The sequence below is a fragment of the Streptomyces seoulensis genome, assembly GCF_022846655.1.
GTDB lineage: Bacteria > Actinomycetota > Actinomycetes > Streptomycetales > Streptomycetaceae > Streptomyces.
Window position 1 is genome coordinate 6252449 of sequence record NZ_AP025667.1, and the last position, 25468, is coordinate 6277916.

General features: G+C 71.3%; 23 protein-coding genes. 11 read left to right on the forward strand and 12 right to left on the reverse strand.

Annotation, left to right across the window (positions count from 1 at the left end; translation table 11 throughout):
* Window positions 1–4: 4 nt before the first annotated feature.
* Entirely contained in the window at window positions 5–1699 is a 1695-nt protein-coding gene (locus HEK131_RS28765; protein WP_244337725.1) for a BACON domain-containing protein, read from the reverse strand.
* Between the two features lie 244 nt (window positions 1700–1943).
* Here HEK131_RS28765 and radA point away from each other — a divergent pair, with 244 nt between their 5' ends.
* Complete coding sequence (radA, locus tag HEK131_RS28770; RefSeq protein ID WP_244337727.1) at window positions 1944–3353, forward strand: DNA repair protein RadA; 1410 nt, start codon at window positions 1944–1946, stop codon at window positions 3351–3353.
* 80 nt (window positions 3354–3433) lie between these two features.
* Complete coding sequence (gene disA / locus HEK131_RS28775; RefSeq protein ID WP_217465155.1) at window positions 3434–4558, forward strand: DNA integrity scanning diadenylate cyclase DisA; 1125 nt, start codon at window positions 3434–3436, stop codon at window positions 4556–4558.
* 190 nt (window positions 4559–4748) lie between these two features.
* On the opposite strand, the gene HEK131_RS28780 is transcribed toward disA, so the two are convergent.
* Window positions 4749–5591 (reverse strand): hypothetical protein, encoded by an 843-nt coding sequence (locus HEK131_RS28780; protein WP_244337729.1) that lies wholly within the window; start codon window positions 5589–5591, stop codon window positions 4749–4751.
* A gap of 181 nt (window positions 5592–5772) precedes the next feature.
* On the opposite strand from HEK131_RS28780, the gene HEK131_RS28785 reads away from it, so the two are divergent.
* From HEK131_RS28785 to cseC, 5 genes are all read left to right on the forward strand, one after another.
* Window positions 5773–6648 carry an A/G-specific adenine glycosylase gene (locus HEK131_RS28785; protein ID WP_217465153.1) on the forward strand — a complete coding sequence of 292 codons (876 nt, stop codon included), beginning with the start codon at window positions 5773–5775 and terminating at the stop codon, window positions 6646–6648.
* A 273-nt stretch (window positions 6649–6921) separates the two neighbouring features.
* Entirely contained in the window at window positions 6922–7461 is a 540-nt protein-coding gene (locus HEK131_RS28790; RefSeq protein ID WP_217465152.1) for a SigE family RNA polymerase sigma factor, read from the forward strand.
* A gap of 35 nt (window positions 7462–7496) precedes the next feature.
* Entirely contained in the window at window positions 7497–8102 is a 606-nt protein-coding gene (locus tag HEK131_RS28795) for a hypothetical protein (RefSeq protein WP_217465151.1), read from the forward strand.
* 36 nt (window positions 8103–8138) lie between these two features.
* On the forward strand, window positions 8139–8843 hold the full coding sequence (gene cseB, locus HEK131_RS28800; RefSeq protein WP_244337731.1) for a two-component system response regulator CseB: 705 nt from the start codon (window positions 8139–8141) through the stop codon (window positions 8841–8843).
* Between the two features lie 8 nt (window positions 8844–8851).
* Complete coding sequence (gene cseC / locus HEK131_RS28805; RefSeq protein ID WP_244337733.1) at window positions 8852–10183, forward strand: two-component system sensor histidine kinase CseC; 1332 nt, start codon at window positions 8852–8854, stop codon at window positions 10181–10183.
* 51 nt (window positions 10184–10234) lie between these two features.
* Here the strand turns inward: cseC and HEK131_RS28810 are convergent, their stop codons facing one another.
* Window positions 10235–11827 (reverse strand): MDR family MFS transporter, encoded by a 1593-nt coding sequence (locus HEK131_RS28810; protein ID WP_244337735.1) that lies wholly within the window; start codon window positions 11825–11827, stop codon window positions 10235–10237.
* A gap of 123 nt (window positions 11828–11950) precedes the next feature.
* Here HEK131_RS28810 and HEK131_RS28815 point away from each other — a divergent pair, with 123 nt between their 5' ends.
* Window positions 11951–12550 (forward strand): TetR/AcrR family transcriptional regulator, encoded by a 600-nt coding sequence (locus tag HEK131_RS28815; protein WP_217465147.1) that lies wholly within the window; start codon window positions 11951–11953, stop codon window positions 12548–12550.
* A gap of 68 nt (window positions 12551–12618) precedes the next feature.
* Here the strand turns inward: HEK131_RS28815 and HEK131_RS28820 are convergent, their stop codons facing one another.
* Window positions 12619–13164, reverse strand: coding sequence for a M23 family metallopeptidase (locus HEK131_RS28820; RefSeq protein WP_217465146.1), 546 nt, complete (start codon window positions 13162–13164; stop codon window positions 12619–12621).
* Between the two features lie 381 nt (window positions 13165–13545).
* On the opposite strand from HEK131_RS28820, the gene HEK131_RS28825 reads away from it, so the two are divergent.
* Window positions 13546–14145: an HAD family acid phosphatase gene (locus HEK131_RS28825; protein WP_244337737.1), complete on the forward strand. Its 600-nt coding sequence runs from the start codon at window positions 13546–13548 to the stop codon at window positions 14143–14145.
* Window positions 14146–14196: 51 nt separating this feature from the next.
* Window positions 14197–17283 (forward strand): NACHT domain-containing protein, encoded by a 3087-nt coding sequence (locus HEK131_RS28830; RefSeq protein ID WP_244337739.1) that lies wholly within the window; start codon window positions 14197–14199, stop codon window positions 17281–17283.
* Between the two features lie 67 nt (window positions 17284–17350).
* Here HEK131_RS28830 and HEK131_RS28835 read toward each other — a convergent pair whose 3' ends face one another.
* On the reverse strand, window positions 17351–19876 hold the full coding sequence (locus HEK131_RS28835) for an ATP-dependent Clp protease ATP-binding subunit (RefSeq protein WP_161147470.1): 2526 nt from the start codon (window positions 19874–19876) through the stop codon (window positions 17351–17353).
* 430 nt (window positions 19877–20306) lie between these two features.
* Here HEK131_RS28835 and HEK131_RS28840 point away from each other — a divergent pair, with 430 nt between their 5' ends.
* A complete protein-coding gene (locus HEK131_RS28840) occupies window positions 20307–20963 on the forward strand; it encodes an SCO3374 family protein (protein ID WP_217465142.1) in 657 nt (218 codons plus the stop codon).
* Here the strand turns inward: HEK131_RS28840 and HEK131_RS28845 are convergent.
* The 7 genes from HEK131_RS28845 to nadC all read right to left on the reverse strand — a co-directional run bounded on the left by HEK131_RS28845 (window position 20942) and on the right by nadC (window position 25425).
* Window positions 20942–21277 (reverse strand): histone-like nucleoid-structuring protein Lsr2, encoded by a 336-nt coding sequence (locus HEK131_RS28845; RefSeq protein ID WP_161147472.1) that lies wholly within the window; start codon window positions 21275–21277, stop codon window positions 20942–20944. The two genes, HEK131_RS28840 and HEK131_RS28845, sit on opposite strands and share 22 nt — an antisense overlap.
* Before the next feature lie 203 nt (window positions 21278–21480).
* Window positions 21481–22014, reverse strand: a complete 534-nt coding sequence (locus HEK131_RS28850; RefSeq protein ID WP_161147473.1) for an amino-acid N-acetyltransferase — start codon at window positions 22012–22014, stop codon at window positions 21481–21483.
* A gap of 9 nt (window positions 22015–22023) precedes the next feature.
* Window positions 22024–22452, reverse strand: a complete 429-nt coding sequence (locus tag HEK131_RS28855) for a BlaI/MecI/CopY family transcriptional regulator (protein ID WP_302712210.1) — start codon at window positions 22450–22452, stop codon at window positions 22024–22026.
* 138 nt (window positions 22453–22590) lie between these two features.
* Window positions 22591–22764, reverse strand: coding sequence for a hypothetical protein (locus HEK131_RS28860; RefSeq protein ID WP_244337741.1), 174 nt, complete (start codon window positions 22762–22764; stop codon window positions 22591–22593).
* A 77-nt stretch (window positions 22765–22841) separates the two neighbouring features.
* Window positions 22842–23501, reverse strand: coding sequence for a hypothetical protein (locus HEK131_RS28865; protein ID WP_217465175.1), 660 nt, complete (start codon window positions 23499–23501; stop codon window positions 22842–22844).
* A 140-nt stretch (window positions 23502–23641) separates the two neighbouring features.
* On the reverse strand, window positions 23642–24439 hold the full coding sequence (locus tag HEK131_RS28870; RefSeq protein ID WP_217465140.1) for a type III pantothenate kinase: 798 nt from the start codon (window positions 24437–24439) through the stop codon (window positions 23642–23644).
* Between the two features lie 5 nt (window positions 24440–24444).
* On the reverse strand, window positions 24445–25425 hold the full coding sequence (nadC, locus tag HEK131_RS28875) for a carboxylating nicotinate-nucleotide diphosphorylase (RefSeq protein ID WP_217465139.1): 981 nt from the start codon (window positions 25423–25425) through the stop codon (window positions 24445–24447).
* Window positions 25426–25468: the final 43 nt, after the last annotated feature.

Here is a 25468-nt window from a genome sequence, read left to right on the forward strand (position 1 = left end):
CGCCCTAGCTGTCGGTGGGACTCGGGGTGTCCTCGTCGCTCGGCGGCGGGGACGACTCCGGTGTCCCGGTCGGGGACGGCTCGGTCGGGTCGGGGTCCGGGCTCGGGGAGGAGCTGGACGGCGGCGGGGACTGGCTGGGCGGCGGGGACGAGGGCGGCGCGGTCGGCGTCGTCGGGTCCGGGCTCGGGGAGGAGCTGGACGGCGGCGGGGACGAGGGGACCGGACCGTACCCGTCGATGGTGACGACGGCACCGGCCGGGGCGACGGCCACGCGGGCCCGCCAGTGGCCCGAGGGCTCGCGCAGATGGTCGACGTACACCTTGACCGTGACCGAGTCGCCGGGGTCGAGGGTGCCGGCGGACCGGCTCAGGTAGAGCCAGGGCGCCGAGGTGGTCGCGGACCAGCGCACCGGGGTGTCACCGGCGGCCTTGAGGGTGATCAGCGTGGTGTCGCCGTGGTGGGCGGCGGTGACCGCGAGCCGGCCGGCGCCCTTCTCCCCGGCGCCGTTGACGCTGACGACCTCCACGGAGACGTCCGACCTGCCGTCCTGGGTCGGCCGGGCCCCCGGCTTCGCGCTGGCGTTGCCCGCGTTCTCGTAGCCGCCCGCCGGATCGCCGCCGAGTACGCCGGGGCCGTCCGCCTCGCGGGCGGTGGAGGGGCTGTCGTCCCCGTCGAGCGTGGGCGCGCCCCGGTAGGCGGCCCACAGGGCGAACACGGGCGCGGCGACGACGGTGGCGACGACGGTCGTGGTGACGGCACGCGCGCGGAGCTTGTCGCGGCGGGCCGCGCGGTCCTTGGGGTCCATCGGGAAACCGCGCCGGTTGAAGCGCGGTACGGCGGCGGACCGGGCGCGCGGCTGGTGCGCGAGGGCGGTGTGCAGGGCGGCGCGGGGCGCCGGGAGGACGGGCAGCTCGGCGGGGGTGACCGCGGCTCCGGGCCAGCGGCCGGGGACGGCGCGCTCGGCGGTGCGGCGGCAGCGCGGGCAGTCGTCGACGTGCCGGACCAGCTCACGGCGCAGGGCCGCGCTGAGCATCAGTTGGCTGTCGCCGGTGAGGTGGGCCACGCTCGGGCAGCCCCCGGTCTCGACCACGGCCAGCGCGGCGCGGGTGCGTTCGACCTCACAGGCGGCGGCCGCCAGCAGTTCGCGGGCGGCGGCGGGCTCCAGGCCGAGCACGGCGGCGACCTCGGGGGCGGCCAGCTTGTGCCGGACGGCAAGCTCCAGCGCCTCGCGCTGCTCGGGCGTGGTCCCGGCCGCCTCCGGCCAGGCCAGCAGGGCCAGTTCGCGGCGCCGCAGCTCGCGCGTCTCCGGGGACAGCGCCGGGTCGGGCGCCGGGGTGCCGTGGGCGGGGCGGCCGGCGTGGGCGGCCTGTCCCTTCCGGCGGGCGCGGGCGAGGCCGCGCAGACAGGCCCAGCGGGCCAGGGCGTACAGCCAGGCCCGGCGGTCGCCGGGGGTCTGCGGGTCGCGCCGGCCGCGCCGTTCGGCGAGGACGAGGACCTCGCCGAGGGCGGCGGTCGCCGCGTCGTGGTCGCACAGCACCGACAGGCAGTAGGTGAACAGGCCGTCCAGATAAGCCTCGTGGCGCGACGACGCCCGCTGGGCGACGTTCCGCGCCGCGGATCGGTCGCGCGCCTCCCGGTGCGCCCGTTGCGCCCGGTGTGCGCCGGTGGTGCGGGTCGTGGTCTCCGGAGTGCTGCTCATCACCCGTGCGACCGTAGGCGTCGGCGGAGTGCCCCTTCTTGCACCTTGAGCACTTTTAATCCGTACGGGTGAAACGATCCCTCATAAGGGGACACCGGCCTCCGGGTCGGAAGCGTGAACCCGGTACACGCCATCCGGAACCGAACCCTCCGCGTGCGCCCCGGTACCCCGGCGTGCGCCCCCGAGCGCGCGCCTCCCAGGGCGTACGGCGGGCGTTGTCAGTGCCGGGGGCTACGGTTTCCGCATGGCCACCCGTACCAAGACCGCCAAGGACCGTCCGTCCTACCGCTGCACCGAGTGCGGCTGGCAGACGGCCAAGTGGCTCGGCCGCTGCCCCGAGTGCCAGGCGTGGGGCACGGTCGAGGAGTACGGCGCGCCCGCGGTCCGTACGACGGCTCCCGGCCGCGTCACCAGCTCCGCCCTGCCCATCGGCCAGGTCGACGGCCGCCAGGCCACCGCCCGCACCACCGGCGTCCCGGAGCTGGACCGGGTGCTCGGCGGCGGACTCGTACCCGGCGCGGTGGTGCTGCTCGCGGGCGAGCCGGGCGTCGGCAAGTCCACGCTGCTGCTCGACGTGGCGGCGAAGTCGGCGAGCGAGGAGCACAGGACCCTCTATGTGACCGGCGAGGAGTCCGCGAGCCAGGTCCGCATGCGCGCCGACCGCATCGGCGCCCTGGACGACCACCTCTATCTGGCCGCCGAGACCGATCTGTCCGCCGTCCTCGGCCACTTGGACGCGGTCAAGCCCTCCCTGCTGATCCTGGACTCGGTGCAGACGGTCGCCTCCCCCGAGATCGACGGCGCCCCCGGCGGCATGGCCCAGGTCCGCGAGGTGGCCGGCGCCCTGATCCGCGCCTCCAAGGACCGCGGCATGTCGACGCTCCTTGTCGGCCACGTCACCAAGGACGGCGCGATCGCGGGCCCCCGCCTCCTGGAGCACCTGGTCGACGTCGTCCTGAGCTTCGAGGGCGACCGGCACGCCCGGCTGCGCCTGGTGCGCGGCGTGAAGAACCGGTACGGGGCGACGGACGAGGTCGGCTGCTTCGAGCTGCACGACGAGGGCATCACCGGCCTCGCCGACCCCAGCGGCCTGTTCCTGACCCGGCGTGCCGAACCGGTGCCCGGCACCTGTCTGACGGTGACGCTGGAGGGGCGCCGCCCACTGGTGGCCGAGGTACAGGCGCTGACCGTGGACTCCCAGATCCCCTCCCCCCGCCGCACCACCTCGGGTCTGGAGACCTCCCGTGTCTCGATGATGCTGGCGGTGCTGGAGCAGCGCGGCCGGATCAGCGCGCTCGGCAAGCGGGACATCTACTCCGCGACCGTGGGCGGGGTGAAGCTGTCCGAGCCCGCGGCCGACCTGGCCATCGCGCTGGCGCTCGCCTCGGCGGCCAGCGACACCCCGCTGCCGAAGAATCTGGTCGCCATCGGTGAGGTGGGTCTCGCCGGCGAGGTCAGACGCGTCACAGGCGTGCAGCGCAGGCTCTCGGAAGCGGCCCGGCTGGGCTTCACGCACGCGCTCGTACCGGGCGATCCGGGCAAGGTCCCGGCCGGGATGAAGGTCGTGGAGGTCGCCGACGTGGGCGACGCGCTGCGGGTGCTGCCCCGCTCCCGTCGCCGAGAGGCCCCGCGGGAGACGGAGGACCGCCGGTAGACTTTGCGCAGGTCTCGCCCGTCCGTGCGAAACGCGTGCCGTGACGGAAGCGCGTCAGAACCTGCGACCGGAGGAGTGCAGTGGCAGCCAACGACCGGGCAGCAGCTCCCGGAAAGTCCGGTGGGAGTGCCGGTGCCGATGGCCTGATGCGCGCCTCTCTGAGTGCCGTGGCTCCGGGCACCCCCCTGCGCGACGGTCTGGAGCGGGTCCTGCGCGGCAACACCGGCGGCCTGATCCTGCTCGGCTGGGACAAGACGGTCGAGGCGATGTGCACCGGCGGTTTCGTGCTGGACGTGGAGTTCACCGCGACCCGGCTGCGCGAGCTGTGCAAGCTCGACGGCGGCATCGTGCTCTCCTCGGACCTGTCGAAGATCCTGCGCGCCGGGGTCCAGCTCGTCCCCGACCCGACCATCCCCACCGAGGAGACCGGCACCCGGCACCGCACGGCGGACCGCGTCTCCAAGCAGGTCGGCTTCCCCGTGGTCTCGGTGTCCCAGTCGATGCGGCTGATCGCGCTGTACGTCGACGGTCAGCGCCGCGTGCTGGAGGACTCGGCGGCGATCCTGTCCCGCGCGAACCAGGCGCTGGCCACGCTGGAGCGGTACAAGCTCCGCCTGGACGAGGTCGCGGGCACGCTGTCGGCGCTGGAGATCGAGGACCTGGTGACGGTCCGGGACGTCTCGGCGGTCGCGCAGCGCCTGGAGATGGTCCGGCGCATCGCCACCGAGATCGCGGAGTACGTGGTCGAGCTGGGTACGGACGGCCGCCTGCTGGCGCTCCAGTTGGAGGAGCTGATCGCGGGCGTCGAGCCCGACCGCGAGCTGGTCGTCCGGGACTATGTGCCCGAGCCGACCGCGAAGCGCTCGCGCACGGTGGAGGAGGCGCTGTTCGAGCTGGACGCGCTGAGCCATGCGGAGCTGCTCGAACTGGGCACCGTGGCGCGGGGGATGGGGTACACCGCGTCTCCCGAGTCGCTGGACTCGGCGGTGTCGCCGCGCGGGTTCCGGCTGCTGGCGAAGGTTCCCCGGCTGCCCGGTGCGATCATCGACCGGCTGGTGGAGCACTTCGGCGGCTTGCAGAAGTTGCTCGCCGCGAGCGTGGATGACCTTCAGGCCGTGGACGGGGTCGGGGAGGCTCGGGCCCGTAGCGTGCGGGAAGGGCTCTCGCGGCTGGCGGAGTCTTCCATCCTGGAGCGGTACGTCTAGTTCCCCGGCGGCTGGTTCTCCGGCGGCTGGTTCTCCGGCGGTCGGTTCTCCGGCGGTTCGTTTTCGGGTGCGGGTCCGCTGTGGCTGGTCGCGCAGTTCCCCGCGCCCCTAGAAGCGGGACCGCTCACCCGGTGGAAGCACCCCCGCGTGCCCTGCCGGGCACCACCGCTCACCCGGAGCCCCCGCCACCTCAGTCCGCCGACAGTACGAACGACGTCTGCGTCTTGCCGAAGCCCGGCGCCTTCGCCTCCAGCAGGTAGGTGCCGGGCTTGGCCTTGCCCGCGGGCGGGGTGGCGCACTCGGGGGCGCTCGGCCGGCGGTCCCACTTGACGGTGTAGGTGATGCTCTCGCCGGCCGGAACCCGGAAGGCCAGGCTCTTGGCGCCCTTGGCGCAGTCGTCCGAGGCCCAGAAGGTGTCGTCGCCGTCGGCCGGGGTGACCGCCAGGACCGCGTGCTCGGGGCCGAGGTCCACCTTGCAGTCGCCGGACGAGGTGTTGCGCACGACGAGTTCGAAGGTGGGGGTCTCGTCGGGCGAGTAGGAGTTGCGCTTGCTGCGCAGGCTCACCGTGACCTTGCCGGGGGCGCAGACGGGGAGCGGGGAGGACGCGGCCAGCGCGTCGCCCGAGCCGACGTTCCCGCCGCCGGTACCCGAGGCGGAACCCGGACCGCCCGAACCACCCGAACCGCCCGACCCCGAGCCGGAGTCACCGCCGGAACCGTCACCGGAGCCGCCGGAACCGTCCCCGGACCCGTCGCCCGAACCGCCGTCACCGCCGCCGCCCGAGCCCGACTCGTCACGTCCGCCGGGGTGTTGGCTGATCGCGGGACCGGACGAGGAGGGGCCCGGCGTGATCGTGGACGCGGGATTCTTGCCGTCGGGACCTTCGGCGCCGTTCTTGCCTCCCCCGCCACCCGACACGACGATGCAGGCGACCACGAGCGCCAAGAGGGCGACCACGGACACCATGACGACCCTCCGTCGCCAGTAGATGGAGGAGGGAAGCGGCCCGACCGGATTGCGCAGAGATCCCACGCGGAAACTCTACGAGAGATCATGCCCCCGACTCGCGTCCCCCGCCGCCCTCGCACCAACTTTTCCGGATCATCATCCCGGTAACTTGCCGCGCACACCGGCATCTTGCGCCGAGCGCGACGCTCCGGGCACGGGCGGTGACCCACCCGGTCCGCCGAAGGCGTGGCAGGATCGGAAGGCCATGACTGAGAAGCTTCACGCCCCAGTGATCGACTGGTTCGACAGCCACGCCCGCGACCTCCCCTGGCGCCGCCCGGAGGCGGGGCCGTGGGGTGTGATGGTCAGTGAGTTCATGCTCCAGCAGACCCCGGTCAGCCGGGTGCTGCCCGTCTACGAGCAGTGGGTCGCCCGCTGGCCCCGCCCGGCCGACCTGGCGAAGGAGCCGCCGGGCGAGGCGGTGCGCGCCTGGGGCCGGCTCGGCTACCCGCGCCGCGCGCTGCGGCTGCACGGCGCCGCCGTCGCCATAACGGAGCGGCACGGCGGGGACGTGCCCACCGACCACGCCCAGTTGCTGGCGCTGCCCGGCATCGGCGAGTACACCGCGGCCGCCGTGGCCTCCTTCGCCTACGGGCAGCGGCACCCGGTGCTGGACACCAACGTGCGCCGGGTCCTCGCGCGGGCGGTGACCGGGGTGCGCTACCCGCCGAACGCCACCACGGCCGCCGAGCGCAGGCTGGCCCGCGAGCTGCTGCCCGACGAGGACGGCACGGCGGCGCGCTGGGCGGCGGCGTCCATGGAACTGGGCGCGCTGGTGTGCACGGCGAAGAACGAGGAGTGCCACCGCTGCCCGATCGCCGCGCAGTGCGCCTGGCGGCTCGCGGGCAAGCCGGAGCACGAGGGCCCGCCCCGGCGCGGGCAGACGTACGCGGGCACCGACCGCCAGGTGCGCGGGAAGCTGCTCGCGGTGCTGCGGGACGCGCACGTGCCGGTGCCGCAGACGATGCTGGACCGGGTGTGGCACGAGCCGGTGCAGCGGGCCCGCGCGCTCGACGGGCTCGTCACCGACGGTCTGGTGGAGCCGCTGCCCGGCGGGATGTACCGGCTGCCGCTGAGCTGACGCACAGCGAGGTCACAGCGCACGGGTCCGTTGTCACGGGCCGGCGCGGCCAACAAATCCCTCCATAACGGGGCATGGTGGGCGACCTCCTTACCCCGGACCTACTTCCGTTACACAACCGACGGACAGCCGAGTGCCGGCCGCTGGCTGCTTCGGACAACCCCGTGACAACCGCTCCGTAACTTCATTGCGTGCCCGGCGGACCACCGGGCCGGTGGAAGAGGGGCCCTTGGCGTCAGGCCGGGGCGACGGGGAGACGGAAGGCGGTCGGTCATGGCGCAGGGCGAGGTGCTCGAGTTCGAGGAGTACGTACGGACCCGGCAGGACGCGCTGCTGCGCAGTGCCCGCCGGCTGGTGCCCGACCCGGTGGACGCGCAGGACCTGCTGCAGACCGCGCTGGCCCGGACGTACGGGCGCTGGGAGGGCATCGCCGACAAGCGGCTCGCCGACGCCTACCTGCGCCGCGTCATGATCAACACCCGGACGGAGTGGTGGCGGGCGCGCAAGCTGGAGGAGGTGCCGACCGAGCAGCTCCCCGAGGCGCCGGTCGCGGACTCCACCGAGCAGTACGCCGACCGCGCCCTGCTCATGGACATCCTCAAGGTGCTGGCTCCCAAGCAGCGCAGTGTCGTGGTGCTGCGACACTGGGAGCAGATGTCCACGGAAGAGACGGCCGCGGCCCTCGGCATGTCCGCGGGCACGGTCAAGAGCACGCTGCACCGGGCGCTCGCCCGGCTCCGCGAGGAGCTGGAGGCCCGCGATCTGGATGCGCGCGCGCTGGAGCGTGAGGAGCGGGAGCGTTGCGCGGCCTGAACGGCGGGCCAAGACGTGCCCGAGGCAGAGGCGCGGTGATCACGGCGGTGGCCGGGATCGCCGCCGTCGGCCTTTCCGCCACCGCCTGCGGGGCCGGTGGCACCGGGGCGCGGGACGAGGGCCCGGCGCACGCCTCCGCCGTGGCGGGCGCGGCGACCGCCTCCCCCTCCCCCAGCCCGGCGGCCGGCTACCACCGCGTCGACGCGGTGAGCCTGCTGAAGCGGGACCCGACGGTCTCGGCCACCGTCAAGCACGAGCTGAAGCCGTGTGGCAGCGGCGGCGACTACCCGGTGGACGTCTCCTACGGCGACCTCACGGACGGGGACCGCACCGATGTCGTGATCAACGTGCTGACCTGCGCCGACGCGGTGGGGATCGGCGCGTATGTGTACCGGGACACCGGCGGCTCGTACCGGAACGTCTTCAAGACCGAGGAATCCCCGGTCTACGCGGAGATCGACCAGGGCGTGCTGACCGTGACCAAGCAGGTGTACAGCAAGGGGGACCCCATCTCCAGCCCGTCGGGCGAGGACGTCATCCCGTACAAGTGGAGGACGGGCCGGTTCACGCCGGGCAAGCCCGTGCACACCGACTACAGCGGAGCGGTGGGGCACGAGCCGTCCCCCGTGCCGGGCGACTGACACGGCGCCACGACCACGAGGACTGAGAGCACCCGGATGCAAGAGCACACCCACGTCCTGTTCGTCGAGGACGACGACGTCATCCGTGAGGCCACCCAGCTCGCCCTGGAGCGGGACGGCTTCGCGGTCACCGCCATGCCCGACGGGCTGTCGGGGCTGGAGGCGTTCCGCGCGGACCGGCCCGACATCGCGCTGCTGGACGTGATGGTGCCGGGCCTGGACGGGGTGAGCCTGTGCCGCCGCATCCGGGACGAGTCGACGGTGCCGGTGATCATGCTGTCGGCCCGCGCGGACTCCATCGACGTGGTGCTGGGCCTGGAGGCGGGCGCCGACGACTACGTGACCAAGCCGTTCGACGGCGCGGTGCTGGTCGCCCGCATCCGGGCGGTGCTGCGCCGCTTCGGCCACGCCGGGCACCCCGAGCGGGGCGGGGCCGACGGCTCGGCGGACACGGACGGGGTGCTGGTCTTCGGGGAGCTGGAGGTGGACACCGAGGGCATGGAGGTGCGGCGGGCCGGGCAGCCGGTGGCGCTCACCCCGACCGAGATGCGGCTGCTGCTGGAGTTCTCCGGCGCGCCGGGCACCGTGCTCTCCCGCGACAAGCTGCTGGAGCGGGTCTGGGACTACGGCTGGGGCGGGGACACCCGGGTGGTCGACGTGCATGTGCAGCGGCTGCGGCAGAAGATCGGCCAGGACCGGATCGAGACGGTCCGGGGCTTCGGCTACAAGCTGCGGGGCTGAGCGCGGTCATGCGGAGACTCTTCGGGCGCCCGGTGCGGCGGGTGGCGGGCGTGGGCCTGCGCACCGGTCTGCGGTGGAAGCTGAGCGCGGCCATCGCGCTGGTCGCGGGTCTGGTGGCGATCGCGCTGAGCCTGGTCGTGCACAACGCGGCCCGTGTCTCGATGCTGGACAACGCCCGTGACCTGGCCAACCAGCGGGTCCAGCTCGCCCAACGCAACTACGAGCTGGCCGGGCGGCCCAACTTCCCCAGCATCAAGATCGACGATCCCGCGCTCCCGGCCGAGCTGCGGGACAAGGTGGAGGAGGGGCGCCGGGCCAGCTACGTCAGCGACACCGGCAGCGGCGAGCCGGACATCTGGGCCGCGGTGCCGGTCAAGAACGGCCATGTGCTCTCGCTGCACGGCGCCTTCCCGGACAAGTCCGCCGACGTGCTGGCCGACCTCGACCAGGCGCTGCTCATCGGCTCCATCGCGGTGGTGCTCGGCGGCAGCGCGCTCGGTGTGGTGATCGGCGGCCAGTTGTCCCGGCGGCTGCGCAAGGCGGCGGTGGCCGCGAACCGGCTGGCGACCGGCGAGACAGACGTACGGGTGCGGGAGGCCATCGGCGGGGTGGTCCGGGACGAGGCCGACGATCTGGCGCGCGCGGTGGACGCGATGGCGGACGCGCTGCGGCAGCGGCTGGAGGCGGAGCGGCGGGTCACCGCGGACATCGCTCACGAGCTGCGCACCCCGGTGACCGGGCTGCTCACGGCCGCCGAGCTGCTGCCGCCCGGCCGCCCGACGGAACTGGTCCTGGACCGGGCCAAGGCCATGCGCACGCTGGTGGAGGACGTCCTGGAGGTGGCCCGGCTGGACGGCGCCTCCGAGCGGGCCGAGCTGCAGGACATCATGCTGGGCGAGTTCGTGGCCCGGCGGGTGACGGCGAAGGACCCGGACATCGCGGTACGGGTGGTGCACGAGTCGGAGGTCACGACCGACCCGCGCCGGCTGGAGCGGGTGCTGCTCAACCTCCTGACCAACGCCGCCCGGCACGGCCGGCCGCCCATCGAGGTGACCGTCGAGGGCCGGGTGATCCGGATCCGCGACCACGGCCCCGGCTTCCCCGAGGAACTCCTCGCGGAGGGGCCGCTGCGCTTCCGTACCGGCAGCGAGGACCGCGCCGGCCAGGGCCACGGCCTCGGCCTGACCATCGCGGCCGGCCAGGCCCGCGTCCTGGGCGCCCGCCTCACCTTCCGCAACATCCGCCCCCACGGCGAGGGCGCGGTGGCGGTGCTCTGGCTCCCGGAACACGCCCCGACGGCGACGGGCAGCTACACGGTGCCGCCGACCCTGCGGGGCTGAACGCGGAGAAGGCCCCCCGACCGGTGGTCGGGGGGCCTTCTCAGTGGTCGGTCAGACCGCTTCCGTCACCGGAGCCGGGACCGCGTCCGTGGGCTCGGCCGACGGCTTCTGGGGGCCGCCGCGCAGCGGGACCTCCTTGACGAAGACGGCCGCGACGAGGACCACGACGGCGATGGCGGAGCCGAGGAGGAACGCGGAGTGCGTGCCGGCGGACACCGCGTGCTGGTACGCCTCCCGCGCGGCGACCGGCAGCTTGGCGAGGCTGGCCGCGTCGAGCTGGGCGGACTTCTCGGTGATGCCCTTGCCCAGCGCACCGGCGCGCTCGGTCATGACGTCCTGCACCCGGTTGTTGAACAGGGCGCCCATGACGGCCACACCGAACGAGGAGCCGAGGGTACGGAACAGGGTGGCGGAGGAGGACGCGACGCCCATGTCCTTCATCTCCACGCTGTTCTGCGCGACCAGCATGGTCACCTGCATCAGGCAGCCCATGCCCGCGCCGACCACGGCCATGTAGATACCCGAGGTCAGCCGGGTGGTCTCGGTGTCCATCGTGGACATCAGGTACAGTCCGACGATCATCAGCGCGCCGCCGGCGACGGGGAAGACCTTGTAGCGCCCACTGCCGGTGGTGACCCGGCCCGCGACCATCGAGGTCACCAGCATCGCGCCGAGCATCGGCAGGAGCAGCAGTCCGGAGTTGGTCGCGGACGCGCCCTGCACGGCCTGCTGGTACAGCGGCAGGAAGAGCGTCGCGCCGAACATCACGAAGCCGGTGATGAAGCCGATGAGCGACATCAGGGTGAAGTTGCGGCTCTTGAAGATGTGCAGCGGCACGACCGGCTCGGCGGCCTTGGTCTGCCAGAAAACGAACCCGACCAGCGACACGACACCGAGGGCGGTCAGCTCCATGATGCGCGCGGAGGTCCAGGCGTACTCCGTGCCGCCCCACGTCGTGACCAGCACGATCGCGGTGATGCCGACGGTGAGCAGGGTGACACCGAGGTAGTCGATGCCCGCCTTGGCCCGCTTCTTCGGCAGGTGCAGCACGGCGGAGACCAGCGCCAGCGCGACCGCGCCGAGCGGCAGGTTGATGTAGAAGGACCAGCGCCAGCCCCAGTTGTCGGTGATGGTGCCACCGACCAGCGGGCCGCCGATCATCGCCAGCGCCATGACGCCGGCCATCATGCCCTGGTACTTGCCGCGCTCACGCGGCGGGATCAGGTCGCCGATGATCGCCATGACGCCGACCATCAGACCACCGGCGCCCAGGCCCTGGACGGCCCGGAACGCGATCAGCTCGCCCATGCCCTGGGCCATACCGCTGAGCGCGGAGCCGATCAGGAAGATCACGATCGAGCCGAGGAAGGCGCCCTTGCGCCCGTACATGTCACCGATCTTGCCCCAGACCGGGGTCGAGGCCGCGGTGGCGAGGGTGTACCCCGTCACGACCCAGGACAGGTGCTCGAGCCCGCCCAGATCGCCCACGATGGTGGGCATCGCGGTGCCCACGATCATGTTGTCCAGCATCGCCAGCATCATGGCGATCATGAGCGCGAGCAGGACCACCCGTACGCTCTTCGGCTGCTTCTCGGCCTTCTCGGGCTCCGCCTGGCCCGCTGTGGCCGTCTGCGTGTCCGCCATTTCTCCCACTCCCCCTGGCGGCCACTACTTACTTGCCGCCCGGCTAGTTCACTACACTGGAAGGTAGTCCGTTTACTAGCCGGGCGTCAAGTAAGTTTCCGCGTGAGCGGGAGGAGTACGAGGATGGGCGACACCATGGACGGCACCAAGCAGCAGCGCCGCGGGAACACCCGCCAGCGCATCCAGGACGTCGCGCTCGAGCTCTTCGCGGAACAGGGCTACGAAAAGACCTCGCTGCGCGAGATCGCCGAGCACCTCGATGTCACCAAGGCAGCTCTCTACTACCACTTCAAGACCAAGGAAGAGATCATCGTCAGCCTCTTCCAGGATCTGACGCAGCCCATCGAGGACCTGATCGAGTGGGGCCGGAGCCAGCCGCACACCCTGGAGACCAAGCAGGAGATCGTACGGCGCTACAGCGCGGCGCTGGCCGGGGCGCAGCCGCTCTTCCGGTTCATGCAGGAGAACCAGGCGACGGTGCGGGAACTGCGCATCGGGGACACGTTCAAGGAACGGATGAAGGGCCTCAGGGAGATCATCATCGACCCCGATGCCGAGATGGTGGACCAGGTCCGCTCGATCAGCGCGCTCTTCACACTGCACGCCGGGATGTTCGTGATGGCGGACCTGGAAGGCGACCCCGAGAAGAAGCGCGAAGCGGTTCTCGAAGTCGCCGTGGATCTGGTGACGCAGGCGCACGAGGGCGCCCGCGGCAGGAAGTAGTCCGGACATCCGTGGCCCGGACTACCGTCGACGGCCCGCTAGGGCCGGGGGGGGCGGTCGCCCAGGGCTCAGACGTGGACGCCGTGGGCCTTCAGGAAGACGACCGGGTTGACGGCCGAGCCGTAGTTCGGCGTCTTGCGGATCTCGAAGTGCAGGTGCGGGCCGGTGGAGTTACCGGTGCTGCCCGACTTCGCTATGTGCTGGCCGGTCTTGACGACCTGGCCGATCTTGACGTCGACACGGGACAGGTGGGCGTACTGCGAGTACAGACCGTTGCCGTGCTTGATGACGATGGCGTTGCCGTACGCGGGGCCGTCACCGGCGCCGTTCGGGCCGGCCTTGACGACGGTGCCGCCGTGGGCCGCGAGGACCTCGGTGCCGGTGGGCACCGCGAAGTCCTGACCGCTGTGCTTGTGCGCCCAGTGGCTGCCGCCCTGGTCGAAGCTGGCGGAGAGGGTGTACTTCTTCACCGGGTCGACCCAGGAGGTCGCGGAGGCGGAGGCGGCGCTGGCAACCCCGCCACCCAGCACGGCCGCGGCGCCGACACCGGCGGCCATGACAGCCACGCGAGTGCGGAGCGCGGACGTACGGACAGACGTGGAACGCTTGAACATCGATACCTCGTGAAGTCGGAGACAGAGAGCCACCCGGCGTACGGATGTTTCACCGTGTGCCGGGCGGGACTCCACATTGGTAACCCGCCACCCCATCCGGGTTCAATGGGCCCCTCTACGGCATGAGGTAGTAGAAGTATCCAAAATCGGTCATCTATTGACAGACCGGGCACCCCGGCGACACCAGGCGGTACGACGTGCCGGTATCACTCTGGGTTCCGACGCGTACGTCTGCGTTTGTCCCGTTTTGGTATGCCACTATCCCGGTTAGTACCGGACATTTCGCCTGTGCGGCATGTCACCGGCGGGCCGGATCCCGGACCCCATAAATGTGACGCGCACCTCTAGCAACCTACCGTCCGGTAACCCTACGGTTCCCGCATGACCAGACGCTTATGGGCGCGCCGGACCGCCGCCGTCGCCGTCTCCACCGCCGCACTCACCGCGCTCGCCGCACCCGCCGAGGCCGCCCCCACGGCCGCCCCCACGGCTGCCGCCGTCGACTACGCCACCTGGCAGCGGGACTGCGGGCGGGTGATGGACGAGGCGCTCCCCTACATCCAGAGCCGTATCGCCTCGGGCGGGAAGCAGGCGATCGTCCTGGACGTCGACAACACCACCCTGGAGACCGACTTCGGCTTCCGGTACCCCCAGCCCGCCAACCGCCCCGTCCTGAAGGTGGCCCAGTACGCCCAGAGTCACGGCGTGGCCCTGTTCTTCGTGACGGCCCGCCCGGGCATCCTCCACTGGCCCACGTCCTACAACCTCGAACACGACGGCTACCAGGTCACCGACCTCCGCGTACGCGGCCTCTTCGACCTCTTCAAGGACGTGGCCGACTACAAGACCGCGCAACGCGCCGACATCGAGAACCACGGCTACGAAATCATCGCCAACATCGGCAACAGCACCTCCGACCTGACGGGCGGCCACGCGGAAAAGACCTTCAAACTCCCGGACTACGACGGGCAGTTGTCCTGACCTGAACCGAAATCCGTGGCTAGGCTCCATCCACGACCACGGGGGTGACGGATGGAGCCGACAGCCATCGGCGGCAAGCTGGCCTCCGGGCTGCTCGCCTCCCTGCTGAAGAAGGCGTTCCCGGCCGACGGCCCCGGCGCGGGGCTGGTCCCGAAGCCCGTGCGGCTGAGCGACCGGCTCTCTCCGGGCGGGGAGCAGCGACACCTGGGCGAGAAGGAGATACGCCGACTCGCCACGCATCTGGTCGAGGAGGCCCTGGCCACACCGGGAGAACCACCCTTCGCCGACGCCGAGCGGACGGCCGCCACCGAAGCCCTGACCCGCAGGCTCCTCGCCCTCGGCGACATCGACATGGACGTGGTGCAGGCAGCTCAGCTCGACGGGCGCGGGCTTGCCGGGCAACTGGGTCGAGCGGCTCCGCGCCCCGACGGACTCTCCGCCGACGCCGGCCTGTTCCTGGAGCGGGCCACCGAGTGGGCCTGCGGCCAGATCCTGGAGTTCTTCAGCCGCCGCTCCACCTTCGTGGCCCGGACGGTCATCGAACAGAGCCGCGCGCAGGCCAGGACGGCCGCCGCGGTGGACGAGCTGCTGACCCGCACCCGCAGACCGGACACCCAGGACCGCGACTTCGAGACCCGGTACCTGACCTACCTGGCGAAGAAGCACGGCAAGCTCACGATCTACGGCATCGACCTCAGCAATTCACCGGGCCGCTGGCCGCTGGACGCCGCCTATCTGAGCCTGGAGGCGGTCCGGCACGACAGCGAACCGCTCGCCTCGGCGTTCGGCACGGCACCCGCCAAGCCGGTCCGCGTCCCCGCCGACGAGGCGCTGGCCGGGCACGACCGTGTGCTGCTGCGGGGTGTGGCGGGCTCGGGCAAGACCACGCTGGTCCAGTGGCTCGCGGTGTCGGCCGCGACCGAGCCGACCGGCCGCATGGCGCATCTCGCGGGCCGCGTCCCGTTCGTCCTCCCCTTGCGCACCCTCACCCGGCACGGCGAGCAACTGCCGTCTCCCGCCTGGTTCCTGACTGCCGTGGGCTGCCCGCTCGACGGGGCCCAGCCGGACGGCTGGGAGTACCGGGTGCTGACCGCCGGGCGCGGCCTCGTCCTGATCGACGGACTCGACGAGGTACCGGAACCCGAGCGGCGACGGGCCCGCGCCTGGCTGCGCGACCTCGCGGAGACGTTCCCCGGCAACCGCTGGCTCATCACCTCCCGCCCCTCGGCCGTGGACGACGAGTGGCTCTCCGACGACGGCTTCACCGAGCTGGTCCTCTCCGCGATGAGCCCCTCGGACGTCGCCTCCTTCATCCGCCGCTGGCACGCGGCCGCCGAGACGGGGGTGCCGGAGGAGAACGAGCTACTGGCCGCGTACCAGGCCCAGTTGCTCGACGCGGTCCGCACGAAGCCGGACCTGGGCCGCCTCGCCACCAACCCCCTGATGTGCGGCCTGATCTGCGCGCTGCACCGGGATCGACGGGGCTATCTCCCGCACGGCCGCAAGGAGTTGTACGAGTCGGCACTCTCCATGCTGCTGACGCGCCGCGACCGGGAACGGGACATGGCCGTCCCGGAGCTCAGCGAGGAGCCCCAACTCCAGTTGCTGCAAAGGCTCGCCTACTGGCTGATCCGCAACGGCCGCACGGAACTGGACCGGGACCGCGCGGAAAGCATCATCGCGGAGGGGCTTCCGGCGGTACCGGCGGCGTCGGCACTCGGCGACGCGGCGGCCGTACTTCGCCACTTCCTCGTCCGCACGGGCCTGTTGCTCACCCCGGCCCCCGACACCGTCCACTTCGTCCACCGCACCTTCCAGGACTACCTGGGCGCGCGGGCAGCCGTGGAGGCAGGCGACTTCGGCTTGTTGGCCGAGCACGCCTGCGACGACCAGTGGTCCGACGTGATCCGCATGGCAGTGGCCCAGGCCCGGCCGAGGGAACGGGCGGAGCTGCTGGGTCTGCTGGCGGCGGACCGCGACGAACGCGCTCAGCTATTGGCCTTGGCCTGCCTGGAGCACGCAACGGAGCTGGATCCTTCGGTACGGCGGAAGGTTCAGGGCCTCGGACGCAAGCTGCTGCCACCTCGGACGGCGGAGGAGGCCAGACAACTGGCCCTGGTCGGCCCACTCGTACTCGAGTTGCTGCCAGGTCCCGAGGGGCTGTCGGACGAGGAGGCGGAAGCGGTGACCGCTACGGCGGCGCTGGTGGGCACCGACGCGGCAGTTCCGCTGCTCGCGCGGTACGCCAAGCATTCTTCGAGCCGGGTGCGAAGCAACCTCGTGCGGGCCTGGGATCGCTTCGACCCCTCCACATACGCCGACGAGCTGCTGGCACGTGTGGACTCCCGTGACTTCTTCGTCGGTGTCTCTTCACCCGAGATCCTGTGCGCCGTACCCCGTCTCGGCCCACGGGCGCGGCTGGCGTTCAACGGGGCACTCCGCCTGACGGACATCATGCGGGTGATCCCGGAGGGCGTACGAAGCATTGCCATCGCGGAGAATCCTTTGATCCAGGACCTGGGACCGCTCACCTCCCTCCGGTCGCTCAAGCGCGTGATCCTGATCGACTGTCCGAGGGTGACGGACGTGTCTCCCCTGGCGGACCTGAACCTCAGCGATCTGGCCCTGCACGACGTAGGCGCGCTCTCCGCGCTGGACCGCTTCACCACCTTGCGCGACCTGACGGTGATGAGCGAGCTGCCCGCAGGTCTGCGAGATCTGCCTGAAGGCGCTCCGCTGAACGGGCTCTACCTGGGCGCCGGAGCACTGGCCGGCGGCTTGCGCGGGCTGAGCAACTGGCCGAGACTCAGGCGGCTGGACCTGTGCAGCGGGGTGGACCTGCTGGGCCCCTCGGATTGGTCCGAGTTGGCATCCCACCCCACCATCAGCGAGCTGTCCGTATCCGCGCACGCCGTACGTCATTGCGCCGATGCTTCTGTACTGCCCCGCGTCGAGAGCCTGCGGGTGCTCGACGTCCTGGGCTATGAGGACTTGAGCGCGCTCGGAAGGCTCTGTCCGAATGTGCGCACCGTGCGTCTCGGTGCGCACCACGGCATCACCCTGGACGCGAGCGCGTACGAGGCGGACTTCCCCGGGGTCGAAGTGGTGAGCCGACGGGCCCGCGCCTACGCCTTCTGAAAACGCCGAAGGGGGCCGGCGCCCATAGGCACCGGCCCCCTTCGGGGCTACGCGAACCCCCGGAGGGCTACGCGTCCTTGCTCAGGTTCGGGCCCGCTCCGCCGGCCGCCTGCTCGATCGGCGGGGCGTCCGGGAGGGCGGCCTTCTCTTCGCCACGGAAGGTGAAGGTCTGGTTCTCGCCCTCGCCCTCCGTGTCGACGACCACGATGTGGCCGGGGCGCAGCTCGCCGAAGAGGATCTTCTCCGAGAGGGTGTCCTCGACCTCGCGCTGGATCGTGCGACGCAGCGGACGCGCGCCCAGCACCGGGTCGTAGCCCTTCTTGGAGAGGAGCTCCTTGGCGGACTGGGAGAGCTCGATGCCCATGTCCCGGTCCTTGAGGCGCTCGTCCACCTTGCCCACCATGAGGTCGACGATCCGGAGGATGTCGGCCTGGGTGAGCTGCGGGAAGACGACCACGTCGTCGACGCGGTTGAGGAACTCGGGGCGGAAGTGCTGCTTCAGCTCGTCCGACACCTTGTTCTTCATGCGCTCGTAGTTGGTCTTCGTGTCGCCGGAGGCGGCGAAGCCCAGGTTGAAGCCCTTGGAGATGTCCCGCGTGCCGAGGTTGGTCGTCATGATGATGACCGTGTTCTTGAAGTCCACGACCCGGCCCTGGGAGTCGGTCAGGCGACCGTCCTCCAGGATCTGCAGCAGCGAGTTGAAGATGTCCGGGTGGGCCTTCTCGACCTCGTCGAAGAGGACGACGGAGAACGGCTTGCGGCGCACCTTCTCGGTGAGCTGGCCGCCCTCCTCGTAGCCCACGTAACCGGGGGGCGAACCGAAGAGACGCGAGACCGTGTGCTTCTCGCTGAACTCCGACATGTCGAGGGAGATCAGCGCGTCCTCGTCGCCGAAGAGGAACTCGGCGAGCGCCTTGGACAGCTCGGTCTTACCGACACCGGACGGACCGGCGAAGATGAACGAGCCACCGGGGCGCTTCGGGTCCTTCAGACCGGCACGCGTACGGCGGATCGCCTTGGACAGCGCCTTGACGGCGTCGACCTGGCCGATGACCCGCTTGTGCAGCTCCTCCTCCATGCGGAGCAGGCGGCTGGACTCCTCCTCGGTCAGCTTGAAGACCGGGATGCCCGTGGCCGTGGCGAGGACCTCGGCGATCAGCTCGCCGTCGACCTCGGCGACGACGTCCATGTCGCCGGCCTTCCACTCCTTCTCCCGCTTGGCCTTGGCGGCCAGGAGCTGCTTCTCCTTGTCGCGCAGGGAGGCGGCCTTCTCGAAGTCCTGCGAGTCGATCGCGGACTCCTTGTCCCGGCGGACACCGGCGATCTTCTCGTCGAACTCGCGGAGGTCCGGCGGCGCGGTCATCCGGCGGATGCGCATCCGGGAACCGGCCTCGTCGATCAGGTCGATCGCCTTGTCCGGCAGGAAGCGGTCCGAGATGTACCGGTCGGCCAGGGTGGCGGCCTGGACCAGCGCCTCGTCCGTGATGGAGACGCGGTGGTGCGCCTCGTACCGGTCGCGCAGACCCTTGAGGATCTCGATCGTGTGCGGCAGCGACGGCTCCGCGACCTGGATCGGCTGGAAGCGGCGCTCGAGGGCCGCGTCCTTCTCCAGGTGCTTGCGGTACTCGTCCAGCGTGGTGGCACCGATGGTCTGGAGCTCACCGCGGGCCAGCATCGGCTTGAGGATGGAGGCGGCGTCGATCGCGCCCTCGGCGGCACCCGCGCCGACGAGCGTGTGCAGCTCGTCGATGAACAGGATGATGTCGCCGCGGGTGCGGATCTCCTTGAGCACCTTCTTCAGGCGCTCCTCGAAGTCACCGCGGTAGCGGGAGCCGGCCACCAGGGCACCGAGGTCCAGGGTGTAGAGGTGCTTGTCCTTGAGGGTCTCGGGCACCTCGCCCTTGACGATGGCCTGGGCGAGGCCCTCGACGACGGCGGTCTTGCCGACGCCGGGCTCACCGATCAGCACCGGGTTGTTCTTCGTACGGCGGGACAGCACCTGCATGACCCGCTCGATCTCCTTCTCGCGCCCGATGACCGGGTCGAGCTTGGTTTCACGAGCGGCCTGGGTGAGGTTCCGGCCGAACTGGTCCAGGACGAGAGAGGTCGAGGGCGTGCCCTCGGCCGGGCCGCCGGCGGCGGCGGTCTCCTTGCCCTGGTAACCGGAGAGCAGCTGGATGACCTGCTGCCGCACCCGGTTGAGGTCCGCACCCAGCTTGACCAGGACCTGGGCGGCGACGCCCTCGCCCTCACGGATCAGGCCGAGCAGGATGTGCTCAGTGCCGATGTAGTTGTGGCCGAGCTGAAGGGCCTCGCGGAGCGAGAGCTCCAGGACCTTCTTGGCACGGGGGGTGAAGGGGATGTGACCGGACGGGGCCTGCTGGCCCTGACCGATGATCTCCTCCACCTGCTGACGGACCGCCTCAAGCGAAATGCCGAGGCTCTCCAGGGCCTTAGCGGCGACACCTTCACCCTCGTGGATGAGACCCAGGAGGATGTGCTCGGTGCCGATGTAGTTGTGGTTGAGCATCCGGGCTTCTTCCTGAGCCAGGACGACAACCCGCCGCGCGCGGTCGGTGAACCTCTCGAACATCGTTAATCGCTCCTCAGAGCGGTCAGGCAGTGGGGGGAACTTCCCCTCCCTGTCCTTCCGCAGCTTAGTCCCGCAAGCGGGGACCGCTCATTCCAACTGCCGACACCGTCGATGGCCTCCTGACCCCGAACGCCGACATCTGCTCCAACTCGATGGTGCGAGACGATGTTCCCGCAGGCCAGGCAGTTACCCCACTCGCCGTTCCGCCGATGGCGAACGTGAGACCGCCTTTTCTGCGTGTCGCCCCCTCCCACTAGGCATGTCTTACCCGCGGGGACCGGCGGTCCATGCCGCGCGCACCGGTTCCCTCCGCTATGGGCGAACAACCTCACGACTCCGCACGCGCCCATGCGCTCCCCCTCGCCGCACACAGCGCGACCGTCCGGACGCTCAGCGTAACTCTCGGGCGGCTTCGGCGGTTGCACCTGGCATGGCTGGCTCAATTCCCCCGGCGTCATCGGCGCTCCCCTTCCCGCGCCCGAGGCGTCCGCTCGGCCCGGCCCCGAAGGACGCGGCCCGGCACTGGTACGAACGTGTGCTGGGCTGGGCGACCGAGCCCGGAGCGCCGTTGCGGCTGGTGACGGGGGTGCGCTTCGACGTGCTGGACGTCCCGGCCGAGGCCGGCGCGGTGGCGCTGCGGCATCTGGCGCCCGCCTCACCGGTGGCCCTGGGAGGCGGCCGGATGCGGCTGCTGGTGGCCGCGGGCAGCGCGGAGGAGCTGCCGGGGCTGCTCGACTGGCTGGAGTGGGGGCCGCTGGCGCTGGATCTGCGGGCACTGGGCACCGGGGATCTGCTGGAGGCGCCGGCACCGCCCGTGCGGGCCGTGGGCGCGGCGGTGCCGCGTCCCGGCTCCGGGCCGGCGGCCGGGGCCGTACAGGGGGCCGCCGTATGGCTGCGACCCCCCGAGCCGGGGTGCGATGTGGAGGCGGTGCTGCCCGCGCTGCCGTCCTTCGAGGGCGTCACGGGCGCCCCCGATCTCGTGCGGCTGGTGGACACCGTGGCAGCGCAGTGCCACCGGGTCCGGCTGCGGCGACTGTGCGCCGAGCCGCCCGTGCGGGGGCGTGATCAGCCGTTGGCCTTCTCGTAGGCCTCGCGGATGGACGCGGGAACACGGCCGCGGTCGTTCACGTCGTAACCGTTCTCCTTGGCCCAGGCGCGGATGGCCGCGGTGTCCTGGTTGCCACCGGAAGCGGCGCGGGTCTTGCCGCGTCCGCCCGAGGAACGGCCTCCGGTACGACGGCCACCCTTCACATATGCGTCGAGAAGGCCACGCAGCTTGTCCGCATTGGCGGTCGTGAGATCGATCTCGTACGTCTTGCCGTCCAACGCGAACGTCACGGTCTCGTCAGCCTCGCCGCCGTCGAGGTCGTCGACAAGAAGGACCTGAACCTTCTGCGCCACCGGATTTCCTTTCATCGAAAACGTGAGGGTGGGGAGGTCTGCGGCGTACGCCGTTTAGCCGCCCCTGTTATATGCAGTGCTGCAGTACGCCGGAAAGCAAACCGCTTTTGCCGGAAAAACACAAACCCTCAGGGAGAGACCCGGCACCCTCTCCCGTCCGGAAACGTGCGCGTTTCGGACATAGGGAACCGGGGCATTGGCGATCACAGATGCAGAAGCATCCGGCTGTTGCCCAAGGTGTTGGGTTTCACTCGTTCGAGACCGAGGAACTCGGCGACGCCCTCGTCATAGGAGCGCAAGAGCTCCGCGTACACATCGGCGTCGACCGGTGTCTCACCGATCTCCACGAAGCCGTGCTTGGTGAAGAAGTCGACTTCGAAGGTCAGACAGAAAACGCGTCGAACGCCGAGCCGGCGAGCGGTCTCCAGCAACTTCCCCAGCAGCCGGTGTCCCGTTCCGGAGCCCTTGAGGGCGGGGTTCACCGCGAGAGTGCGGACTTCCGCGAGGTCTTCCCACATGACGTGCAAGGCGCCGCAGCCGACGACCTCGGCGTTGTCGTCGCGTTCCGCGACCCAGAACTCCTGGATGTCCTCGTAAAGCGTGACCGTCGCTTTGTCGAGCAGGATGCGGTCACGGGTGTAGGCGTCGAGGAGTCGGCGTACAGCGGGAACATCGCTGGTCCGGGCCCGCCGGACGGTGATGGCATTCGCGGAGACTTCGGGGCTCTTCGCTGACATGAGCGGACGCTATCGCCCGCCGGTCTCCTCCGCCGAGCCGGGGTTCTCCTCTCGCGGGACTTGCGCGGCTTGTGGCGCTTCCCGCGTTTGTGGCCCTTGCACGATACGGATGGCATCGCTGAGGGCCTGGCGCTGTTCCTCGCTCATCATCCCGAAGAAGGCGACGAGAGCGGCGGCCGGGTTGTCGCTCTGCGACCAGGCGTCGTTCATGAGCGCGGCCGCGTAGGCGGCTCTGGTGGAGACGGCCTCATATCGATAGGCACGCCCTTCCGCCTCGCGGCGGACCCAGCCCTTCTGATGGAGATTGTCCAAAACCGTCATGACGGTGGTGTAGGCGATGGAGCGTTCCTGCTGGAGGTCTTCCAGGACTTCCCGGACGGTCACCGGGCGGTTCCACTTCCACACCCGTGACATGACGGCGTCTTCGAGATCTCCCAAGGGGCGAGGCACGACGCAAATAATAGGAGGAGATCCCGACAAAACGGCGCCGACTTGCGCGTTCGCCGCCAAAGGGAGCAAAAAGGGCGCACGGCGTGGAAGCCGTGCGCCCGGAGGTGCCGTCGGAAGGGGGTGCGCTCAGGCGTCGCCGTGGGCGGTCCGGACGCCCTCCGCGCGCGCGAGGGCGGCGTCGACGGCCGCGTCCTCCTTGCCCTTGGCCGCCCCGCCCTGGGTCTTCACGATCACCCTGACCACGCCGATGAAGAAGGCGGCCATGACGAACGGGGGCACGAGCGCGGAGACGTATTCCATGGCTCCAGAGTAGCCAGGCGGGGTGGCCGGGCGGGGGCGGGGTGGACCGTGCGGCCCCGGCGTGTCATCGGGCCAGGTCAGCCCGCGGCGAGGTGGCGGGAGCGGTCCTGGCCGGAGGGCGGTGACTGCGGTTTGCGGCGCGGGAAGACCTCGCCGGGCGTGGGGACGGGGCGCTTGGGTGCCGCCGGTGCGGCGGGGCGCTCGCCGGGGCGCGGGGCCGGGGGCCGTGCGGGCTCCTCGGCGGGCTTCTGGGCGGCTTCGCCGGACCCGTCGGCCCCGGTGGGCCAGGACTCCCCCGCGCCGCCCGGAAGGGCCAGCAGGCGGGCTCGGGAGGGTGGTGCGGCGGGCGCGGGGACGGTGGGCGTCCCCGCCGCGAAGCGGGCCCGGACACTCCGCTCGACCAGGCTCTGACAGTGGGCCAGCAGCGCGGCGGCCACCGGGTTGCCGCGCAGTGCGCGCAGCGCGGCGAGGTCGTCCGGGACGGGCCGGTGCCCGGCGCCGAGCGCCTCCTGGAGGAGGGCGAGGTAACCGGCCGCGGTGCCGGGCAGGGCGGCGCGGTAGCGGCCCAGGTCGGCCAGCAGGAAGGCGCGCAGGCGAGCCGCTTCGTCCAGTGCCTCGTCGACCGAGTCGGCGAGGCGGAAGCAGTCCTGCACGTCCTCGGCGGAGGCCGTGCCGGGGTGGAGGGCGAGGGCGAGGGCGCGACGGAGCACACGCAGCTCCTCCGCACCGAACGCCATGCCGCCGCGAGTTCCGTATGGCGTGGGCATGCGGCGACGCTACCGCTAATCGGACAAAAGTTACGGAATGGGGCGCTCTGTAACGCGTGTCGGACCCAGGGTTCCCCCGCCCGGCCCTGGGCCCGACCCGTGCCGCCCGGCTACCTGCGCGGCACGTTGCGCTCGTAGACCAGGCGCAGGCCGATCAGGGTCAGCCAGGGCTGGTGCTCGTCGATCACCGAGGACTCGCCCAGCACCATCGGTGCCAGCCCGCCGGTGGCGATCACCGTGACGTCGTCGGGGTCGTCGGCCAGCTCACGCGCCATCCGGCCGACCACGCCGTCCACCTGGCCGGCGAAGCCGTAGACGATGCCGGACTGCATGGCCTCGACGGTGCTCTTGCCGATCACGTTGCGCGGGCGGGCCACCTCGATCTTGCGGAGCTGCGCGGCCTTGACGCCGAGCGCCTCCACCGAGATCTCGATGCCGGGCGCGATGACCCCGCCTACGTACTCCCCGCGCGCGGAGACCGCGTCGAAGGTGGTCGCCGTGCCGAAGTCGACGACGATCGCCGGGCCTCCGTACAGCTCGTTGGCGGCGACCGCGTTGATGATGCGGTCGGCGCCGACCTCCTTGGGGTTGTCGAACTGGACCGGCACGCCGGTCTTGACGCCGGGCTCGACCAGCACCGCGGGCACGTCGCCGTAGTAGCGGCGGGTGACCTCGCGCAGCTCGTGCAGCACTGCCGGCACCGTGGCACAGATTGCGATGCCGTGGATGCCGTCGCCCAGTTCCTCGCCGAGCAGCGGGTGCGTGCCCATCAGGCCCTGGAGCAGCACCGCCAGCTCGTCGGCCGTGCGGCGCGGGTCGGTGGACACGCGCCAGTGCTCGACGATGTCCTCGCCGTCGAACAGGCCGAGGACGGTGTGGGTGTTGCCGACGTCGATCGTGAGCAGCATCCGCTTCACTCCGCCGGGCGCAGGTCCAGGCCGATGTCGAGCACCGGCGAGGAGTGGGTGAGGGCGCCGACGGCCAGGAAGTCCACGCCGGTGTCGGCGTAGGCGCGGGCGTTCTCCAGGGTGAGCCGGCCGGACGCCTCCAGCTCGGCGCGGCCGGCCGTGATGGTCACGGCCTCGGCGCACTCGCCGGGGGTGAAGTTGTCCAGCAGGATCAGGTCCGCGCCCGCCTCCACGGCCTCGCGGAGCTGGTGCAGGGTGTCGACCTCGACCTCGACGGGCAGGTCCGGGAAGGTCTCCCGCACGGCCTTGAACGCCTGGGCCACACCGCCGGCGGCGAGCACGTGGTTGTCCTTGACCAGGGCGGCGTCGGACAGCGACATGCGGTGGTTGACCCCGCCGCCGCAGCGCACCGCGTACTTCTCCAGCGAGCGCAGGCCGGGGGTGGTCTTGCGGGTGTCGCGCACGCGCGTGCGGCTGCCCTCCAGCGCGTCGGCCCACGCGCGCGTGGCGGACGCGATGCCGGACATGCGGCCCAGGATGTTCAGGGCGCTGCGCTCGGCGGTGAGCAGGTCGCGGGTGCGGGTGGTGACCGACAGCAGGAGCTGCCCGGCCTCGACCGCATCGCCGTCCTCGACGTGCCGCTCGACCTCGAACTCGTCCTCGCAGACCACGGAGAGCACGGCCTCGGCGATCCTGAGGCCCGCCACCACGCCGGCCTCGCGGGCGACGAAGTCGGCGGTGGCCACCGCGTCCTCGGGGATGGTCGCCACGGTGGTCACGTCGACACCGCCGGCCAGGTCCTCCTGGACGGTGATGTTGGCGATGTCCTCGATCTCGACGGGGTCGAGCCCGGCCTCGGCCAGCAGGGCGGCGAGGGCGGGGTCGAGCCCGCACTCCATCTGCTCTTCGCCCTCCTCGTCCGCGCCGCAGGCGCAGCCGTCACCGCAGCCGCCGGTCGGGGCGAGGGGAAGGTCGTCGGTGCTCACGTTCGTCACTGCTCCTGGGGACGCGGTTTCACCCGGTGGACAG

What these genes read in the sequence shown, in the direction of transcription:
- HEK131_RS28820 (WP_217465146.1), bottom strand. Translation starts at nt 13,164, where the DNA reads ATGTTCAAGCGTTCCACGTCTGTCCGTACGTCCGCGCTCCGCACTCGC.
- HEK131_RS28790 (WP_217465152.1), top strand. Translation starts at nt 6,922, where the DNA reads ATGGCGCAGGGCGAGGTGCTCGAGTTCGAGGAGTACGTACGGACCCGG.
- HEK131_RS28840 (WP_217465142.1), top strand. Translation starts at nt 20,307, where the DNA reads ATGGCTGGCTCAATTCCCCCGGCGTCATCGGCGCTCCCCTTCCCGCGC.
- cseC (WP_244337733.1), top strand. Translation starts at nt 8,852, where the DNA reads ATGCGGAGACTCTTCGGGCGCCCGGTGCGGCGGGTGGCGGGCGTGGGC.
- HEK131_RS28810 (WP_244337735.1), bottom strand. Translation starts at nt 11,827, where the DNA reads ATGGCGGACACGCAGACGGCCACAGCGGGCCAGGCGGAGCCCGAGAAG.
- HEK131_RS28765 (WP_244337725.1), bottom strand. Translation starts at nt 1,699, where the DNA reads ATGAGCAGCACTCCGGAGACCACGACCCGCACCACCGGCGCACACCGG.
- radA (WP_244337727.1), top strand. Translation starts at nt 1,944, where the DNA reads ATGGCCACCCGTACCAAGACCGCCAAGGACCGTCCGTCCTACCGCTGC.
- HEK131_RS28870 (WP_217465140.1), bottom strand. Translation starts at nt 24,439, where the DNA reads ATGCTGCTCACGATCGACGTCGGCAACACCCACACCGTCCTCGGCCTG.
- HEK131_RS28815 (WP_217465147.1), top strand. Translation starts at nt 11,951, where the DNA reads ATGGGCGACACCATGGACGGCACCAAGCAGCAGCGCCGCGGGAACACC.
- HEK131_RS28835 (WP_161147470.1), bottom strand. Translation starts at nt 19,876, where the DNA reads ATGTTCGAGAGGTTCACCGACCGCGCGCGGCGGGTTGTCGTCCTGGCT.
- HEK131_RS28865 (WP_217465175.1), bottom strand. Translation starts at nt 23,501, where the DNA reads ATGGCGTTCGGTGCGGAGGAGCTGCGTGTGCTCCGTCGCGCCCTCGCC.
- HEK131_RS28860 (WP_244337741.1), bottom strand. Translation starts at nt 22,764, where the DNA reads ATGGAATACGTCTCCGCGCTCGTGCCCCCGTTCGTCATGGCCGCCTTC.
- HEK131_RS28785 (WP_217465153.1), top strand. Translation starts at nt 5,773, where the DNA reads ATGACTGAGAAGCTTCACGCCCCAGTGATCGACTGGTTCGACAGCCAC.
- HEK131_RS28825 (WP_244337737.1), top strand. Translation starts at nt 13,546, where the DNA reads ATGACCAGACGCTTATGGGCGCGCCGGACCGCCGCCGTCGCCGTCTCC.
- HEK131_RS28850 (WP_161147473.1), bottom strand. Translation starts at nt 22,014, where the DNA reads ATGTCAGCGAAGAGCCCCGAAGTCTCCGCGAATGCCATCACCGTCCGG.
- HEK131_RS28830 (WP_244337739.1), top strand. Translation starts at nt 14,197, where the DNA reads ATGGAGCCGACAGCCATCGGCGGCAAGCTGGCCTCCGGGCTGCTCGCC.
- cseB (WP_244337731.1), top strand. Translation starts at nt 8,139, where the DNA reads ATGCAAGAGCACACCCACGTCCTGTTCGTCGAGGACGACGACGTCATC.